Genomic DNA, 16,651 nt, shown 5'->3' on the forward strand with positions numbered 1-16,651 from the left:
CTCAAGTAGTAAACCACTAAAGTCCGGGCCGTGGCCGGGCTGAGGGCGGAAGCCGGCTCGGGTAGCCTGTCAGTGATGACTTTCGCCCACGGACTCAGCCTCCCCGCACTGCCAACGACGGTGGTGTGGGACGCTGCCATGACGGCGTACAACTTCGGCCCGGGCCACCCGATGGCGCCGGACCGGATGGACCTCACCGCCCGGCTGGCCCGGAGCCTGGGGCTGCTGGACCTCGACCACGTTCTGCTCGCAGCACCAGAGGTGGCCGGCGACGACGAACTGACGGCCGTTCACAGCCCGGAGTTCGTTGCCGCGGTCCGCCGGGTCAGCGAAAATCCGTGGACCGCTGACGAGGTCCACGGGCTGGGCACGGAGGATGATCCGGCCTTTGCCGGAATGCACGAGGCCGCCGCGCGCCTGGCCGGCGGCTCGCTGCTCGCGGCCAGCTCGATCCTGGACGGTTCGGCAGTCCGGGCCGTGAACTTCGGCGGCGGGCTGCACCACGCCTCCCGTGACCGCGCCAGCGGCTTCTGCATCTACAACGACGCCGCCCTCGCCGTCAGCAGACTGCTCGACGGCGGTGTGCAGCGCGTGGCATATATCGACATTGACGCCCATCACGGGGACGGGACGCAGAGCATCTTCTGGAACGACCCGCGGGTCCTCACCATCTCGCTGCACGAGTCCGGCATGACCCTGTTCCCCGGCACCGGTTTCGCCAACGAGATCGGCGGTCCGGACGCTTTGGGCAGCGCCGTCAATGTCGCACTGCCCGCGGGGACCGGGGACGCCGGCTGGCTGCGGGCATTCCACGCGGTGGTTCCGCAGCTCGTCAGGGCGTTCCAGCCCGAGGTGATCGTAAGCCAGCACGGCTGCGATTCGCACCGCCTGGATCCCCTGACGCACCTCAACGTCAGCGTGGACGGGCAGCGTGAGGCGGCCACCGCCGTCGCGAACCTCGCCGCCCGCCACTGCGACAACCGCTGGATCGCCACGGGCGGCGGCGGATACCACATCACGGGCGTGGTGCCGCGGGCCTGGAGCCACCTGATCGGCATCGCCGCGGGCCGCCCCGTGCCGCTGCGCACCCCGGTGCCGGAGGCGTGGCGGACGTACGTGAAGGAGCGGTACGGGATTGCCGCGCCCGAGCTCATGGGGGATGACGCGGACGTGTGGTGGCGGTCCTGGGAGGTCGGCTTCGACCCCAATGACGATATCGACCGAACCGTGATGGCCACCCGCAAGGAAGTTTTCCCGCTGTACGGGCTGGATCCCTGGTTTGACTGACCCGCTGCCGCTCGGCGACCGGCGAAATAGTAGATGCCATCCGGCGTATATGTCGCTAGGGTGGGACACATGGTGACAGACGACGTATTTGCCGTCATTGCTGAGGCAACACGGCGTGACATTCTCGTATCCCTCCGCAAGGGGGACAAAGCAGTGGGGGAGCTGGTCGAGGAGCTCGCTGCCAGCCAGCCCACCATCTCCAAGCACCTCAAAGTGTTGCGCGAGGCCGACCTCGTGAGCATGCGCGCGCAGGGCCAGAAACGCTATTACGCGCTCAACCCGAAGCCGCTGGCCGGGATCGCCAGCTGGCTGGAGACGTTCGACGTCGGGCCGGCAGCCGCCGTCGCGAAGTCGCCGGAGGCGGACAGCCGCCCGGGCGCAGCCGAGGAATCCCAGACTGCCCGCCCCCAGGCCGCGTCCCGGCAACCGGCCACTGCATCCGCCGGCTCTGCCGCGGAGGTGCCGGAGCCGTTCGCGGCAGCACATTCCGGCGGAGCCCCGGGTGCTGCCGCGGCGGAACAGGCCACGCACGCGCCCGGACGTCCCGGCAGCGGGCAGCTGAGTCCCGCCGTCGTGGTTCCGGGAGGCACCGTTCCAGGCGGCGCCGCGCACGACGACACCGTCCCGCAGCAGATCGGCCGCACCGTGGGCCGCGGCGCCAAGAAGGCAGCGGACCTCCTGGCCAACCTGCCGAAGTTCGGCCGCAAGAAATAGCCCAACTGACTCGCAATAAGTGTCGTTTTGACGGCTCAAAACGACAACAACTGCGAGTCAGTTGGGCGGGCGGGACCGGCTTACTTGCCGAGGATCCGCACGTGGTCCGGCGTGAGCTCGGAGAGTTTGCTGACGCCGAGCAGTGCCGTGGTGCGCACCATGTCTTTTTCGAGGATCTGCAGGGCGCGGTCAACGCCGGCCCGTCCGCCGGCCATGAGCCCGTACAGGTAGGCGCGGCCAATCAGCGTGAAGTCCGCACCCTGGGCCAGGGCGGCGATGATGTCCGCCCCGCTCATGATGCCGGTGTCCAGGATGATGGCGGCGTCGGAGTTGTCCTTGGTGAAGGCTTCCTTGACGTCCGGCAGCAGGTGGAACGGGATGGGTGCGCGGTCCAGCTGGCGGCCGCCGTGGTTGGAGAGCACCACGCCGTCGGCGCCGTGGTCCACCACCTTGCGGGCGTCTTCGACGGTCTGGATGCCCTTGACCACGAGCTTGCCCTTCCAGGTTTCGCGCAGCCAGTCGAGGTCCTCGAAGGTCAGGGTGGGGTCGAACATGGAGTTGATCAGGTCCGCCACGGTGCCCGTGAAGCGGGACAGAGACGCGAACGTGAGCGGCTCGTGGGTCAGGAAGTTGAACCACCAGGCCGGGCGGTAGGACGCATCAAGGACGGTCTTCAGCGTCAGCGCCGGCGGAATCGTCATGCCGTTGCGGACGTCGCGCAGGCGGGCACCGGCCACCGCCGTGTCCACGGTGACCATGAGCGTGTCGTTGCCGGCCTTCGCGGCGCGCTCGATCAGTTCGAGGGAGCGGTCGCGGTCCGTCCACAGGTACAGCTGAAACCAGTTCCGGCCGTTGGGCGCCGCTGCGGCCACGTCCTCGATGGAGGCCGTGCCCATGGTGGAGAGCGTGTAGGGTATGCCTGCCGCTTCGGCGGCCTGCGATCCGGCGTACTCGCCCTCGGACTGCATCATGCGGGTGAAGCCGGTCGGGGCGATGCCCACCGGGAGCCGTGAGGGCTTGCCCAAAATGTCGGTGCTCAGGTCGATGCTGGAGACGTTCCGCAGGATGCCAGGCCGGAACTCAATGTCCAGGAACGCCTCGCGTGCGCGGCGCAGGGTGATCTCGGCTTCCGCCGCGCCGTCGGTGTAGTCGAACGGGGCCTGTGGCGTGCGGCGCTTTGCCATGTCCCGGAGCTCCCAGATGGTGCTGGCACGCTGGAGCTTCGCGGCGCGGCTGAACTCCGGCTTCTTGAACTGCATGAGCGGGGCGAGGTCCGAGTACTTCGGGATCCGGCGCTTGAGGGCGGCCGGAACCAGGGGAGCGGCTGACACGCCACCGGGCCCGGCGTATCCTGCTGCGGCAGGGGTATCCGTCGCCTCCGGCGCCGGAGTGGTTTCAGGATTGCTCGGCTGGATGGTGTGGGTCATGGCTTCCTCCGATGGTGGGCCGGGACGTTAGTCAGCTGGACCGGTGCCCCTGTGTGGTCTAACCACACTGTAGGCCATGTGGTCCAACCACATCAAGTACCATTGGCACATGCGCACGCACCAACTTGTCCTGCACTGGATCGAGGACCAGCTCTCCGGCGGCCAGGTGGCGGTGGGCGGGCGCCTCCCCGCCGAACGGAGCCTGGCCGAGCAGCTCGGCGTCTCCCGCACGTCAGTCCGCGAGGCCATCCGGATCCTGGAGGCCATGGGGGTGGTGCGCGCCGGCGTTGGTTCCGGCCCCGACGCCGGGACCGTCGTGATTTCAGACCCGACGGCGGCCCTCGGCTCGGCGCTGCGGCTGCACGTTGCCACCCAGCACCTTCCGGTGGCGGACATCGTGGAAACCCGCGTGCTGCTGGAATCCTGGGCCGCGGCACGCGCGAAGCCCGGAGCCCCGGAGCTCGACCTCGCGGCCACGTTGCTGGACGACATGGACTCGGACCACGGCGTGGATGATTTCCTGGCCCTCGACGTCCGCTTCCACCTGGCCGTGGCCGATGCCGCCGGCAATGCCGTGGTCAGCGCAATGATGGGTTCCCTCCGCGAGGCCATTCAGGGCTACGCGGAGAAGCTGACCGCCAACCTGCCCGACTGGGACGCCACCGCGGCGCGCCTGCGGACGGAGCACCGGGAAATCCTGGCGGCCATTATGAACGACGACGGCGGCCGTGCGGCCAAGCTGGTGGCTGCCCACATCGAGGGCTACTACAAAGAGGCGGGGCTGGGGCGCGAACACCACTGACACGGCTTCCCCAACTGGCTCGCAGTTAATGTCGTTATGAGCCGTCAAAACGACGACAACTGCGAGCCAGTTGGGCTGAAGGTGCTAGCGGACCTCGATCTCCAGCGCCTGGAAGTCGTCCGCCGCGTGGCGTCCCACCAGCAGCCGGAAGGATCCGCGCTCGTACTGCCACCCGCCGTCGTAGTGGCCGAACACCCTGGCCGGGATCCTGACGTCGACGCTTTCCGCGCCGCCAGCCGGCAGGTGCGTTCCGGCGAAGCCCGCCAACCAGCGGACCGGCCGCTCCACCGCGGAGTCCTCACGGGAAACGTAGACCTGCACCACTTCGCGGCCCGCGCGTGCGCCGGTGTTCCGGACGGGAACGTGCACCACGACGTCCTGGCCCGCGGGAACCGACTGCGGCGCATGTGCCCCGCCGAGTTCGAACGTGGTGTAGCCCAGGCCGAAACCGAACGGCAGCAGCGGTGCGGCGCCCCCGCCGGCCTGCTGCCTGAGCCAGGCGGGAGCCCACATGGATGCCCTCGATGTAGACCACCCTGCCGTCCACGGGCGTGGTGTTCAGCACGGGCACGTCGCCGAGCGCCGCGGGCCAGGTGGTGGGCAGGCGTCCGCCGGGCTCTTCATTGCCGAGCAGGATGTCCGCGATGGCCGCCCCGAACTCCTGGCCGCCGAACCAGCCGAGCAGCACGGCGCCGACCTCCTCCAGCCACGGCATCAGCACCGGCGAACCGGAGTTCACCACCACAACGGTGCGCGGATTGACTGCCGCCACGGCCTCGACCAGCTCGTTCTGGTGCCCGGGCAGGTCAAGGTCCTTGCGGTCGAAGCCTTCGGATTCGATGGCGGCGTTGGTGCCCACCACCACGATGGCGACGTCGGCCGTGCGGGCCGCTTCGACGGCCGCCCGGATCTCCGCCTGGGGGTCGGCGACGACGGTCTCCTCGCCGAGCAGGATGGCGGTGAGTGGGATTTCCTGCTGCGCCGGCAACTGGTAGAGCGCCTCGATGCCGACCCGCTGGCCGACGGTGGTCTCCACGGAGTGGACGGTCTGCGGCGGATCGAAGAGCGCCGCGCCGAGGACGTCGGTATCGTCCTCCAGCTCTCCGTTGAACACGTCGGTGCTGTCAACCGAGAGGGCGATCTGGCCCACCGTGCGCACGCCGAGGTGGTGGATGCCGGCCGTTTCGGCGGTCCATTCCGTCTGCATCCGGATGGCCGCGGTGCCTTCGGGGATGCCCACGCCGAACCAGATCAAGTGCGAAGCCAGCCGGTCCTCTCCGGAGATCTCCTTGCCCTCGGCATCGAGGAAGGTCACCCGCATTCCCGGGACGCCGCTGACGGGGTTGTGCAGCGACTTCCTGGGGAACGGCTGCAGCCCCTCGGCAACCTTGGCGCCGCGCGCATAGGTGACCGTGACGTCGTCGGGCAGTGCCGTTCGCAGGCCCTCCAGCGGCGAGACGGTGTACTTGGGCATGACGGTGGCACTGCCGCCGCCCTGCGTGCGGGCTTCCTCGGCGTTGTGGCCGATCACGGCCACGCTGCCCAGCGCAGCGGCGTCGAGCGGGAGGAGGCCGCCTTCGTTGCGGACCAGCACGGCGCCGCGGACGGCCACCTCGCGGGCCACCAGGGCGCCGTCGAGCGTGCCGGGGACCTCCGTCACCGCGGGATCGAAGCCCGCCAGCGAGCCGACGCGCGCCGCGAGGCGCAGGATGCGCGTGACCTTCTCAATGATCGCCTCGCGGCTGACGCGGCCGTCTTCGACGGCGGCGAGCAGCTTGGCGCCCCAGTGGCCCACGGGGCCCGGCATCTCCAGGTCCTGGTGTGCGTTGGCCGCCTCCACGGAGCGCACTCCGGTCCAGTCGGAAACCACGACGCCGTCGAAGCCCCACTCACTGGACAGCGGCGTTTCCAGGAGCGTGTTCTCGCTGGCGGTGGTGCCGTTGATGGAGTTGTAGGAGCTCATCACCAGCCAGGCGCGGGCCTCGGTGATGGCGTCCTCGAAGGCGGCGAGGTACAGCTCACGCAGGGCTCGCTCGTCCACTACGGAGTCAGCGGTGAAGCGGTCCGTTTCGGCGTCATTGGCCACGTAGTGCTTGGGCGTGGCACCGACGCCCATGGACTGCACGCCCGAGACGTAGCCAGCGGCCAGGGTGGCGGTTAGCCGCGGATCCTCGCTCATGCATTCGAAGTGGCGTCCGCCCAGCGGTGACCGGTGCAGGTTGATGGTTGGCCCCAGGACGGCGTGGACGCCCTTGCGGCGCGCCTCCTGCCCCAGAACCTGGCCGTACCGGCGGGCGATGTCCACGCTCCACGTGGCGGACAGGGCGGACGACGACGGCAGGGAGACTGAGTCGTGGCGCTCGTCGAAGTCTTCGCCGCGGACGCCTGCGGGACCGTCGGAGAGCACGATGCGCTTGAGGCCGATTTCCGGCAGGGCGTGCGTGGACCAGACGTCCGCGCCGGTTTACGGGTAACGAGGGCCTTGACGGCCACATTGCCTGCTGACGGAAACTGACCCTCCGTTGGGCCGTGGGGAAAATCGTACCAGCAGAAATCTAGTATGACTAGGTTTTTGTGGGATCGGCCTGCGGCATTGAAATAAACTGGCGGAATGTCTACTACGAAGCCGCGCGGGCAGTACGCGAAGGGTGCGGAACGCCGCGAGCAGATCGTCCAGACGGCCACCGATGTTTTCGCCACCGAGGGGTTTGAAGGCACGGCGCTGAAGCGCGTGGCCGAGCTGGTGGGTGTCAAGGAAGCCACCCTGTTCCACTACTTCAGCGGCAAGCAGGAGCTGCTGACGGCGGTGCTCGCGGAACGGGACCGGCGCGGCAAAGAGCTCGGCGGGACGGCCGAATTCGGTCTGGAGGCCCTAGTGCCGGTGGCGGAACGGAACCGCCTGGAGCCGGGGCTCACCACGCTGTACGCGGTCGCCTCCGCAACAGCCAATGACCCCGGGCACGCCCCGCATGGTTATTTTCAGGACAGGTACGCCAGGCTGGTCGAGGAGCTCGCCCAGGATGTCGGTCGGCGCCAGGAGTCCGGCGCGATCCGGACGGACGTCGGGGCCGAGTACCTGGCGCGCCTGATCATCGCGGCCTTCGACGGCCTCCAGCTCCAGTGGCTGTATGACAAGAGTGTGGACATGGCTGCGGGGCTGAGGGAGCTCGTCGACGTCCTTCTCGCGCCCCCAGCGCGCTAGGCTTTCGCCGGCCCCGTGCTGCCCCGGACTTCGAGCCGGGGCAGGAATATCGTGGGTCCTTCGGTGCCGGCGTCGGGGGACACGTTCCGGATCAGGTCCCGCATCCGGTGCCACGCCTGCTGGCCGAGCTCGTTGATGGGAACGGCGGCGGTGCTGAGCGTCGGGGTGGTGTAGCGCGCAAAGGGGATGTCATCGAAGCCGGTCACGGAGATGTCCTCGGGGACCCGGACGCCGCGCTCGTGAAGCCCGCTCAGCAGGCCCATGGCCACGAGGTCGTTGAACGCCATGACGCCGGTGGCCCCGCTGGCCAGGACCGAATCCACGGACTGGTGGCCCGCCTCGAAGCTGGAGCCGGCGTCGAGCATCCGGAGGTTGATCTCCGGGTGGGCCGCCTTGAACTTTTCCAGCCCCTGCAGGCGCAGCCCGTTCGAGGCGCTCCGCGTGGGTCCGGCCAGGAATGCCAACCGTGTGTGGCCCAGCCCCACCAAAAGCTCTGCCAGTTCCTGGATCCCCTGGCCGTAGTCCACCATGAGGCTGGGCGCCCTGGTGTCCAAGGTGCTGCGGTTGATCAGCACCATGGGATGAAGTGACGGCGCAAGCTCTTCCAGCTCGGCATCGCCCATGCGCGGGGCGCACAGCACCAGGCCGTCGCAACGCCGCCGTGCCTCGCCGGCAAGGATGGCCTCCTCGCTGGAAACCTCCGAGGAATCGGCAATCAGCACCCGGTAGCCATCCTGCGCCGCGGCCATGCTGAGGCCGCGGAGGATGGCCTGGAAAGTGGGGTTGGAGAGGTCCGGCACCACAATCCCGATGGTGTCCGTCTTGCCCAGGGCCAGGCTGCGGCCGACAGGGTTCGGCTGGTAGTTCAGTTCGGTGGCTGCGGCCCGCACCCGCTCGGCGATCGCGGGGTCCACAGTGAAGTTGCCGTTCATGACACGCGACACCGTGGCATGCGAAACGCCGGCCTTGAGTGCGACGTCGGCGATGCCGATGCGCCGCGTGGTGGCTCTCCTGCCCATGCTGCCCCTTTCCGGGCTGTCTCTGGCCCCCGCCCCGTTCAGGGCGACGGTTGACGCGGCTGCCAGAGTGTTGATACAAAGCTTATAACGCTCTGAGAAAACGCTTTCTCACTATTCTTCCCGCACCACTCCGGGCCGTCAAGCGGCCAGCGTTTCTGCCTTCCGAAAGGGATTCACCGCATGGGCAACACAGCCAACACTGCCACCCCCGGCAGCAGTATCGACGTCGACGCAGCCCCGGCCGCCGCCCCGTCCGGTGCCGCGGCCCGCAGGGCGCGGATCGCCCTGATCGGCACGGGCGGACGTTCCGAAATGTACATCCGGGCCATCTACGGCCGGCATGCGGACACGGCCGAGCTGGTGGGCTTGTCGGACGTCAACCCGGGCCGCGTGGAGTTTTACCAGAAGCTCATCCGCGACCTCGGTGCGGCGGAACCGGTGAAAGCCTTCGAACCGGGGCAGCTGACGGCATTCATCACGGAGAACGGAATCGAGCGGGTGGTGGTCACGACGCCCGACTACACCCACGCTGACTACATCGTGGAGGGCCTCGAGGCCGGCGCCGACGTCGTGGTGGAGAAGCCGCTGACCATCAACGCTGAAGGGTGCCGGCGGATCACCGACGCTGTGGCGCGGACCGGCCGCAACGTGGTGGTCACGTTCAACTACCGCTACTCGCCGCGCAACAGCGCCCTCAAGGAAATCATCCAGGGCGGCGTGATCGGCAAGGTCACGTCCATCGACTTCAGCTGGGTCCTGGACACGGTGCACGGCGCCGACTACTTCCGCCGCTGGCACCGGGAAAAGGAGAACTCCGGCGGCCTGCTGGTCCACAAGTCCTCCCACCACTTCGACCTCGTCAACTGGTGGATCGACGACGTTCCGGAGCGGGTGTTCGCATCAGGCGGCCTGAAGTTCTACGGGGACACGAACGCCGCGGAGCGCGGCCTCGGTGCCCGGCCCGAGCGAGGCACCCCGGACGCCGGCGCCGGCGCGGACGCCGGCACCCCGGACGCCGGCGCCGGCACGGACACAGTCGACAAGGACCCCTTCGTCCTGGACCTGCGGGAGGACGAACGCCTGCGCGCGCTGTACTACGACAACGAGCACTTCGACGGCTACCGCCGCGACCAGGATGTCTTCACGTCCGGCATCACCATCGAGGACAACCTGGCGCTCGTGGTGGACTACCAGGGCGGGCCCGTCCTCAGCTACTCGCTCAACGCGCACAGTCCGTGGGAGGGCTACCGCGTGGCGGTGAACGGAACCGAGGGACGGGCGGAGCTGGAAGTGGTGGAGCGCGCCGCGGTCCAGCACAGCACGGACAAGAAGACGGTGGTCGATCCGAGCGCCACGCCCGTGGAGGAGGACGACCAGGTCCGGCGCAACGGCGAACGCCTGGTGGTCCAGCGGCACTGGGAGCCGGCCTACGAGGTCCCGATCATCAACGGCGAAGGCGGCCACGGCGGCGGAGACGAACTCCTCCTGTCCGATCTGTTCAATGGCCCCGGCGAGGACCCCCTGGGAAGGCCGTCCGGTTACCTGGACGGACTTCGCTCCGTGTCCGTCGGCATCGCGGGCAACGAGTCGCTGGAATCCGGGCTGCCTGTCCGCACCGCGGACCTGGGGCTCGGCGTCGACCTTCGCCGCGGCCAGTGACCCGAGTCCAGTGACCCGAGCCCAGTGACCTGCGCCAACAGACCCGAGTAAGGAACCGATCACTATGAGCAGGATTTTCGTCACCGGCGGTTCAGGCCGGCTGGGGCGCAGCGTTGTGGCCGGCCTCGCCGGCGCAGGCCACCATGTCATCTCCGTGGACCGAGACGCTGTTCCCGCCGCCCAGCTGCCCGACGGCGTCGAGCAGCGCACTGCCGACCTCCTGGCGCCGGGGGAGGCCTTGCGCCTCCTGCGGGCGACAGCGCCCGACGCCGTCATCCACCTTGCCGCGATCGCCGTGCCGTTCAGCGCGCCGGAAGACGTCATCCTCAGCACCAACACCAGGCTTGCTTACGCGGTCATCGGTGCGGCGACGGAACTGCGCATCGGCAAGATCATCACGGCGAGCAGCCCCACCGTGCTGGGCTACGGCTCGCCCGCGGGCTGGCTGCCGGACAGCTTCCCGGTGGACGAAGAAACCACCCCGCGGCCGTGGAACACCTATGCGCTGTCCAAGCTCATCGCCGAGCAGACCGTGCAGATGTTTGCCGCCGCCCAGGGGGACGCCATCCGCTACGCGGCTTTCCGGCCCTGCTATGTCATTTCGCCGGAGGAGTGGGCCGGCGCGCCCACCCAGCAGGGTCACACGGTCCGCGAACGGCTGGCCGATCCGGCACTGTCCGCGCCGGCCCTCTTCAACTATGTGGATGCACGCGACGTGGCCGACTTCCTGGACGTGCTGCTGGCGAAGATGGACACCATCCCCAACGGCCAGACCTTCTTCGTGGGGGCCGCCGACGCGCTGGCCGCCGCGCCGCTTGCCGAACTGATGCCGCAGTTCCTGCCCGGCAGCTCGCACCTTGCCGCCGGGCTCACGGGCACCAGCCCGGCATTCTCGATTGCCAAGGCCCGCGAACTGCTCGGCTGGGAGCCCAGGCGGAGCTGGCGGACCGAGCTTGCCGAGCCTCTTAACGCGCTGCCGCCCACTGCACTGCCCCTCAACGATGAGACCTCCGCCGCGCTTGTCGCGGCCGGCACAGGATCCAAGGAGACCCCATGAAATTCGACGGCGTACTGTTCTTTCCCGTCACACCCTTCACGCCGGGAGGAGCAGTGGACGTGGAAGTCCTCAAGGAGCACATCACGTCCCGCCTGCCGCACGGTCCGGGCGGCGTCTTCCCCGCCTGCGGCACCGGGGAGTTCCATGCCCTGAGCATTGACGAGGTGCGCACCGTGGTGACTGCCGCCGTCGAGGCCGTGGCGGGCCAGGTGCCGGTGGTTGCCGGTGCCGGCGGACCCCTGGGCCACGCGGTCGCCGCCGCGCGGGTGGCCGAGGAAGCGGGAGCCGATGCCCTGCTGGTCCTCCCGCCGTACCTGGTGACCGGTCCCACCGACGGCCTGGTGGCGTACATCGAGGCGGTGGCAGCTGCCAGCAGCCTGCCGGTGATCGTCTACCACCGCGGGAACGCCAAATACACGGCCGCCTCGATGGCACGCCTGGCCGCCAACCCCAAGGTGATCGGCTTCAAGGACGGCCTCGGCGACGTCGGGCTGGCTCAGGAAATCGTCAGTGCCATCAACGCCAGCGGACGCGAAGACTTCCTGCTGTTCAACGGCCTGCTCACCGCCGAACTCACCCAGGGCGCCTACCGTGGCCTGGGCATCCCGCTCTACTCCTCGGCCGCGTTCGCCATGGCCCCGGAAATCGCCAACGCCTACTACGACGCCTACACCTCCGGCGACGAGGACCGGCGGAACGCACTGCTGGAAGGCTTCTACGCTCCGCTGGTCCGGCTGCGCGACCAGACTCCCGGGTTCGGCGTCTCCCTCATCAAGGCCGGGCTGCGCCTTGGCGGTCTGCCGGTGGGACCGGTCCGGGCGCCGCTCGTTGACCCCACCGAAGACCAGCTGCTCCAGCTCAAGGCCATCCTGGCCAGGGGCTACGAGCTGGCCGGCCGCTGATGGGCTCGCCAGTTGCCGAAGCGCGAATTGCCGCAGCGCCAGCTGCCGAAGCGGTCCGGGCGGTGCCCCGGATTACCGGGCTTTCCACGCGCCACGTGACCGTTCCGCTGCTGCGAAGCTGGGGCGAGGAAGCGCCGGAGAACCATGTGATCGTCACCGAAATCCAGACGGACGACGGCGGCGCGGGTCGCGGGTTCTCCTGGACGCCCACTATCGGTCCGCAGGCCATCAAAGCCCTCCTGGACTTAGACGTCGCGCCTTTCATCACGGGGCTCGAAGCCAACCCCGAGGGAGTATGGGACCAGCTGTGGAAGCGGCTGCACGAAGCCGGTGGCGGGGGACTCACCACTATCGCCATGGCGGGAGTGGACCTTGCGCTGTGGGACCTGCAGGCCAGCCGGGCCGGCACCTCCGTCACCGGGCTTCTGGGGCAGCGCCAGGATTCTGTGGAGGTATACGGTTCCGGCGTGAACCTGCACTACACCCTCGAGGAGCTCGTGGCGCAGGTGGAACGCTGGGTGTCCGCCGGCCACAGCGCCGTCAAGATCAAGGTGGGCAAGCCGGACATCCGGGAGGACGCCGAACGCGTATCTGCGGTCAGGGCTGTCCTGGGTCCGGGCCGGAAGCTCATGATCGACGCCAACCAGCGCTGGGACCTGCCCGCCACATTCCGCGCCCTGGAGGTGCTGGGGGAGTTCGGACTGGAATGGCTGGAGGAGCCCCTGCGGGCGGATGACCTCTGGGCCTACCGCAGGCTGCGGAAACATTCACCGGTGCCCATCGCGCTCGGTGAGAACCTGCACAACATCTACCGGTTCCGCGACTTCATCGAGGCCGGGGCGGTGGACATCATCCAGCCCAACATCATCCGGGTCGGCGGCATCACCCCGTTTCGCCGCATCGTGGAACTGGCCCGCGCCCACAGCATCAGGGTCATGCCGCACCTGCTGCCGGAACTGTCCGGCCAGCTCGCACTGACCATGGCCGAACCCACCCTGGTGGAGGACGTCGAGGACGCCTCCTTTGAGCAGCTTGGCGTGCTGGAGGGGCCCTCGCCCGTGCAGGTCAGCAACAGCCGGCTCACGCTCGCGGGCCGGCCGGGGCTGGGCTTCGATTTCCGCCAGCCATCTCCGGATCTTCAGACCTCGTAGGCGCTGGATTACAGCGCCCGAGGGTCAGCGTTCCAACGTCAGTGGACGCTGGATTCCGTTCACCAGGGCCGCAGGCCAGCGGGGATCGACGCTCAGGACGGAGATACCGGATTCCGTGAGCTGCACCGTATCTTCGATCTTCACTCCCGGTCCTGAGGGGTTCCACGTAAACGTCTGGTTGAGGACCACTGCGTCATCGGTCGCGGGAGTGGCGCGGGGATCCCGGCCTGCATAGCCCGCCGGACCGCCTTGGTGGTGGAGGGTCCACTGGCCCGCTCCGAATCCATGCCGGCCGTAGGCTTCCCGGATTTCGGCGAAGACACCGTTCAGCCGGGCACCTGGAACGGTCGCATCAAAGATATCGGCCTCCACCGCGGCAATCCGGGCTTCGGCGTCGAGCTCCCCGGGTGTCCCGGCGTCGAACCTGACCCAGCGGGTCACGTTGGCCACCAGCCCGTTCCGCCGCGCGCAGACCACAGCCATGGCCCGCCGCCCGATCGGCGAGTGCGTAGGCAGCGGATGCCGGAACTCGCTGCGGCCGGCTCCGCTGCAAAGGAGCACCAACGGTTCAGCTCCCATGCCGACGATCCGCGAAGCCAAGGCGGAGGCCACGCCAAACTCCGTGGTTTCGGGCGTCGCCTCCGAGAGGACATCGGTCAAGGCGGCAGCAGTTTCGGCGCAGAGCCGGGCATACCGGGCGCTTTCGCCGGGAAGGAATTGCTGCCGCGCAGCCCTCAGCTCGGCAGTAACCTCGGCCTCGGCCAGCGGGTTGCCCCCGGGCGACAACATGGCCGCCGCGGCGTGCAGCTGCCCGTGCCAGGGCACCGAGTGGAGCTCGACGCCGTCGGGCAGTTCCTCAGCGGCGATCCGGGCAGCCTCGTTGCTAAATGTGACAAGGTGGTCGCCGTCGCGGTCCACGAGCATCGCTGCGATGGGATCGCCGGCAAGGCTGATGTGGACCCGGCTCCCGTCCAGATACCAAGTCAGCGCCGTGTTGGTGGTGAGCAGGAGCGAGTCCCGGCCGGCGTCGGCGAGGATGTCCAGCACGCGCTGCCTCTTGACGGCGCGGTCGGCGATGTTCCCCGGGGCCGCGTCCGCGGCGGCGGTGCCGCGCAGCGCCTCCGCTGTGGCGGTCACGGCGGTGTTCACGGTCGCGTTCATACGGATTCCCCCAAAGTTGTGATGAGCTGTTCGATGTCCATAGTGGACAGGAGGCCGTCGGCCACCAGCACCGTGACTGTTCGGCGAAGCGGGTTGTCGTGGCTGGCCGTCGCCGCGTGTTCCCACGCCAGGGACAGTCCGACGCCGGGATACCCGGCCATGCGGACGAACCACGGATCCTGCGGCTCCGTAGCCCCTGCCGGACGGGGCAGGAACACCAGGGTGGCCGGACCGCCGTCGGGCTCTCCCTTCCGGAACATGCCGGACCACGCCAGCCACGGAGCCTCTGGACAGGGGAGCGCACCGTGCACCGCGTCTTCACCTTCCGCGATTGCGGTCCATACACTCGCCTCGTCGCCTGCCGGCAGGCGCCAGAAGAAGCCGCCGTAGCCGCCCTGCGGCCTGCCGTTGGAACCGGGGCTGCCGAGAGTGACCGGATCAGATCCTGCCGGAGTGAGCTCGAAGTCGAGCGTTAGCCGCCAACTGGAGGAGCCGACGGCGGCCCAGCTCCACTTCCGCCGTTCGCTCAGCAGGGGAGCGCCGTCCGGTGCCAGCCACCTAAGGGTTTCGGTCCGCGAATGCTCGCCCTGTGTTGCGGCTGACGCCGTCTCTGCATTTTCCGCCGCGACGGTGATGATCCGGCCGTGGTCCTTGCGCCAGACGTAGGCCCCGGCATCGCGGGTGTAGGTGCGCCCGCCCCAGAAATTGACGCCGTCCACGTCCTGGATGGCAACGCCCACGCCGAGGTGCCATACGTGGTCCTCAGGCATGTGATCGGTAACCGTGGTGCCGGCCAGGGTGCTGAGCGGATGGAGGTAGGGGCGGGGAGACGACGTGGGGCTGATCCGGGTGCCGTCAGTCGACCGGGCCACCACTTTCCCGTTCACGGTGAACGCCGGCTGCGAACCTGTCCCGGGGCCGGCGGTCCCTGAGAGGGCGGTCCCGGGGCCGGGCGTCCCGGCCAGGGCGTGCCCCGGCCCAGGCAGTTCCCGGGCCCAGGGCGCGCCGAGCTCCGCGAAGGTTGCCTGCGCTGCCGCGGCCCTGCGCACCAGCTGGCCGATGCCGTGCACCACGGGATGGGCGTCGTCGCCGTCGCCTTTCCATGTGACATGCCCGGGGCCGATGCCTCGTGGAGGTTCCGCTGTCCGGATGGCCTCCAACACCCGCATGAAAGCCCCATTGCCGGCCAGCGGGCTCAGCAGAGGGGTGCCGAGGTCGCCGGAACGGCGGGCCGCCAGCAGGTTCTCCAGCAGGTCGGTCCGGCCGAACGTCTCCGTGCGCTCGCCGTCGGGCGTTGAAACCGTCAGCCGGTCCTCGGTGTAGAAGAATTCGGCCTGCCCCCTGGTGCCGTGGACGGTCACCGACGGCGGAGTCTGTTCCTCCGCGCACAGCGTCAGGGCGCACATCAGGACCGTGCCCGCGGCGGTCCGCACGCGGATGACGGACGTGTCGTCGCTTTCGGTCGCGTGCGCCCGGTAGAGATCCGTCTCGACGGACGCGACGTCGGCCGCTGAAGCCGCGCCTGCGATTCTCAGTCCGGTGGCCACCGCATGCGCCATGGCGTTGGTGGCCACACCGTCCACCACGTCCGTGCCGTCCAGGCTGCGCTTGCCCGCCCAGCGGGAGCGTTTGAAGTAGCCGGTGGTGCGCACCCACGTGCCGACGGCGCTGACGCCCCGGACATCGCCGATTTCTCCGTCCGCCACCAGCCGGTCCAGGGCGGTCAACGCGTGCGAGCCGAGGCTCTGGAAGCCGACCTGGACAAGGCGGCCAGCCTCTTCTGCGGCGGCCAGCACGTCGTCGTACTGGGCCAAGGAGGCCATCGGTGGCTTCTCCACGTAGACATCGGCACCCGCCGCGAGGGCAGCAAGTGCCAGCGGGGCATGCGTCTGGATGGGGGTGGCCAAGATGACGACGTCCGGCGCCGGGCACGTGGCCAGAAGCTCCTCCAAGGACGGGAACGTAGCAACACCGTCAGGCAGGGTGCCTTCGGCCGGCGGACGGGGGTCCGCTACTGCGACGAGGTCAACTTGGGTGAGCGCGGCGAGGCGGGCAAGGTTCTCCAGATGCCGCGCGCCGTAGCCGTGGGCGCCCACGAGGGCGATCCGCGGTGACGGGGGACCAGCTGCCGCCGGAGTGTCCGGGGCGGAATTCAGTGCGGCCGCCGTGTCCTGGCGAAGAGAAGTTTCCGGTTGAAAAGAAGTGTCCGGTTGAAGAGACGTGTCCGGAGGAGATGCGGGCGCCGAAGCGCCGGGGGAGCTGCGTGTCAT

General features: G+C 68.9%; 12 protein-coding genes and 1 pseudogene. 8 read left to right on the forward strand and 5 right to left on the reverse strand.

Annotation, left to right across the window (positions count from 1 at the left end; translation table 11 throughout):
- Positions 1-75: 75 nt before the first annotated feature.
- Positions 76-1,287: an acetoin utilization protein AcuC gene (locus J7I89_RS03350; RefSeq protein WP_214967268.1), complete on the forward strand. Its 1,212-nt coding sequence runs from the start codon at positions 76-78 to the stop codon at positions 1,285-1,287.
- Between the two features lie 69 nt (positions 1,288-1,356).
- Positions 1,357-2,001, forward strand: coding sequence for a helix-turn-helix transcriptional regulator (locus J7I89_RS03355; protein WP_214967271.1), 645 nt, complete (start codon positions 1,357-1,359; stop codon positions 1,999-2,001).
- 80 nt (positions 2,002-2,081) lie between these two features.
- Here the strand turns inward: J7I89_RS03355 and J7I89_RS03360 are convergent, their stop codons facing one another.
- Positions 2,082-3,428, reverse strand: a complete 1,347-nt coding sequence (locus J7I89_RS03360; RefSeq protein WP_285290174.1) for an alpha-hydroxy acid oxidase — start codon at positions 3,426-3,428, stop codon at positions 2,082-2,084.
- Between the two features lie 109 nt (positions 3,429-3,537).
- Between J7I89_RS03360 and J7I89_RS03365 the strand changes: the two genes are divergently transcribed.
- Positions 3,538-4,230, forward strand: a complete 693-nt coding sequence (locus tag J7I89_RS03365) for a FadR/GntR family transcriptional regulator (protein ID WP_214967272.1) — start codon at positions 3,538-3,540, stop codon at positions 4,228-4,230.
- An 84-nt stretch (positions 4,231-4,314) separates the two neighbouring features.
- On the opposite strand, the pseudogene J7I89_RS03370 reads toward J7I89_RS03365, so the two are convergent.
- Positions 4,315-6,664: pseudogene (locus tag J7I89_RS03370) on the reverse strand (beta-glucosidase).
- Between the two features lie 177 nt (positions 6,665-6,841).
- Between J7I89_RS03370 and J7I89_RS03375 the strand changes: the two are divergent.
- A complete protein-coding gene (locus J7I89_RS03375) occupies positions 6,842-7,432 on the forward strand; it encodes a TetR/AcrR family transcriptional regulator (RefSeq protein WP_214967274.1) in 591 nt (196 codons plus the stop codon).
- Here the strand turns inward: J7I89_RS03375 and J7I89_RS03380 are convergent.
- Complete coding sequence (locus J7I89_RS03380; protein ID WP_214967275.1) at positions 7,429-8,451, reverse strand: LacI family DNA-binding transcriptional regulator; 1,023 nt, start codon at positions 8,449-8,451, stop codon at positions 7,429-7,431. The two genes, J7I89_RS03375 and J7I89_RS03380, sit on opposite strands and share 4 nt — an antisense overlap.
- A gap of 180 nt (positions 8,452-8,631) precedes the next feature.
- Here J7I89_RS03380 and J7I89_RS03385 point away from each other — a divergent pair, with 180 nt between their 5' ends.
- The 4 genes from J7I89_RS03385 to J7I89_RS03400 all read left to right on the forward strand — a co-directional run bounded on the left by J7I89_RS03385 (position 8,632) and on the right by J7I89_RS03400 (position 13,220).
- Positions 8,632-10,110 carry a Gfo/Idh/MocA family protein gene (locus J7I89_RS03385; RefSeq protein ID WP_214967277.1) on the forward strand — a complete coding sequence of 493 codons (1,479 nt, stop codon included), beginning with the start codon at positions 8,632-8,634 and terminating at the stop codon, positions 10,108-10,110.
- Positions 10,111-10,174: 64 nt separating this feature from the next.
- Positions 10,175-11,167: an NAD(P)-dependent oxidoreductase gene (locus J7I89_RS03390; protein ID WP_214967278.1), complete on the forward strand. Its 993-nt coding sequence runs from the start codon at positions 10,175-10,177 to the stop codon at positions 11,165-11,167.
- Positions 11,164-12,069 carry a 5-dehydro-4-deoxyglucarate dehydratase gene (locus tag J7I89_RS03395; RefSeq protein WP_214967280.1) on the forward strand — a complete coding sequence of 302 codons (906 nt, stop codon included), beginning with the start codon at positions 11,164-11,166 and terminating at the stop codon, positions 12,067-12,069. Before J7I89_RS03390 ends, J7I89_RS03395 begins: the two co-directional genes overlap by 4 nt.
- Complete coding sequence (locus J7I89_RS03400) at positions 12,069-13,220, forward strand: mandelate racemase/muconate lactonizing enzyme family protein (protein ID WP_214967281.1); 1,152 nt, start codon at positions 12,069-12,071, stop codon at positions 13,218-13,220. Before J7I89_RS03395 ends, J7I89_RS03400 begins: the two co-directional genes overlap by 1 nt.
- A gap of 24 nt (positions 13,221-13,244) precedes the next feature.
- Here the strand turns inward: J7I89_RS03400 and J7I89_RS03405 are convergent, their stop codons facing one another.
- Positions 13,245-14,381, reverse strand: a complete 1,137-nt coding sequence (locus J7I89_RS03405; protein WP_214967283.1) for a Xaa-Pro peptidase family protein — start codon at positions 14,379-14,381, stop codon at positions 13,245-13,247.
- Positions 14,378-16,651, reverse strand: a complete 2,274-nt coding sequence (locus J7I89_RS03410; RefSeq protein WP_214967285.1) for a DUF6807 family protein — start codon at positions 16,649-16,651, stop codon at positions 14,378-14,380. Before J7I89_RS03410 ends, J7I89_RS03405 begins: the two co-directional genes overlap by 4 nt.

The organism is Arthrobacter sp. ISL-5 (genome assembly GCF_018613835.1).
GTDB lineage: Bacteria > Actinomycetota > Actinomycetes > Actinomycetales > Micrococcaceae > Arthrobacter.

Bases quoted from the DNA above. Each gene is read 5' to 3' on its own strand.
- J7I89_RS03355 (WP_214967271.1), top strand. From the start codon at position 1,357: ATGGTGACAGACGACGTATTTGCCGTCATTGCTGAGGCAACACGGCGT.
- J7I89_RS03405 (WP_214967283.1), bottom strand. From the start codon at position 14,381: ATGAACGCGACCGTGAACACCGCCGTGACCGCCACAGCGGAGGCGCTG.
- J7I89_RS03380 (WP_214967275.1), bottom strand. From the start codon at position 8,451: ATGGGCAGGAGAGCCACCACGCGGCGCATCGGCATCGCCGACGTCGCA.
- J7I89_RS03390 (WP_214967278.1), top strand. From the start codon at position 10,175: ATGAGCAGGATTTTCGTCACCGGCGGTTCAGGCCGGCTGGGGCGCAGC.
- J7I89_RS03375 (WP_214967274.1), top strand. From the start codon at position 6,842: ATGTCTACTACGAAGCCGCGCGGGCAGTACGCGAAGGGTGCGGAACGC.
- J7I89_RS03400 (WP_214967281.1), top strand. From the start codon at position 12,069: ATGGGCTCGCCAGTTGCCGAAGCGCGAATTGCCGCAGCGCCAGCTGCC.
- J7I89_RS03360 (WP_285290174.1), bottom strand. From the start codon at position 3,428: ATGACCCACACCATCCAGCCGAGCAATCCTGAAACCACTCCGGCGCCG.
- J7I89_RS03410 (WP_214967285.1), bottom strand. From the start codon at position 16,651: ATGACACGCAGCTCCCCCGGCGCTTCGGCGCCCGCATCTCCTCCGGAC.
- J7I89_RS03350 (WP_214967268.1), top strand. From the start codon at position 76: ATGACTTTCGCCCACGGACTCAGCCTCCCCGCACTGCCAACGACGGTG.
- J7I89_RS03395 (WP_214967280.1), top strand. From the start codon at position 11,164: ATGAAATTCGACGGCGTACTGTTCTTTCCCGTCACACCCTTCACGCCG.
- J7I89_RS03385 (WP_214967277.1), top strand. From the start codon at position 8,632: ATGGGCAACACAGCCAACACTGCCACCCCCGGCAGCAGTATCGACGTC.
- J7I89_RS03365 (WP_214967272.1), top strand. From the start codon at position 3,538: ATGCGCACGCACCAACTTGTCCTGCACTGGATCGAGGACCAGCTCTCC.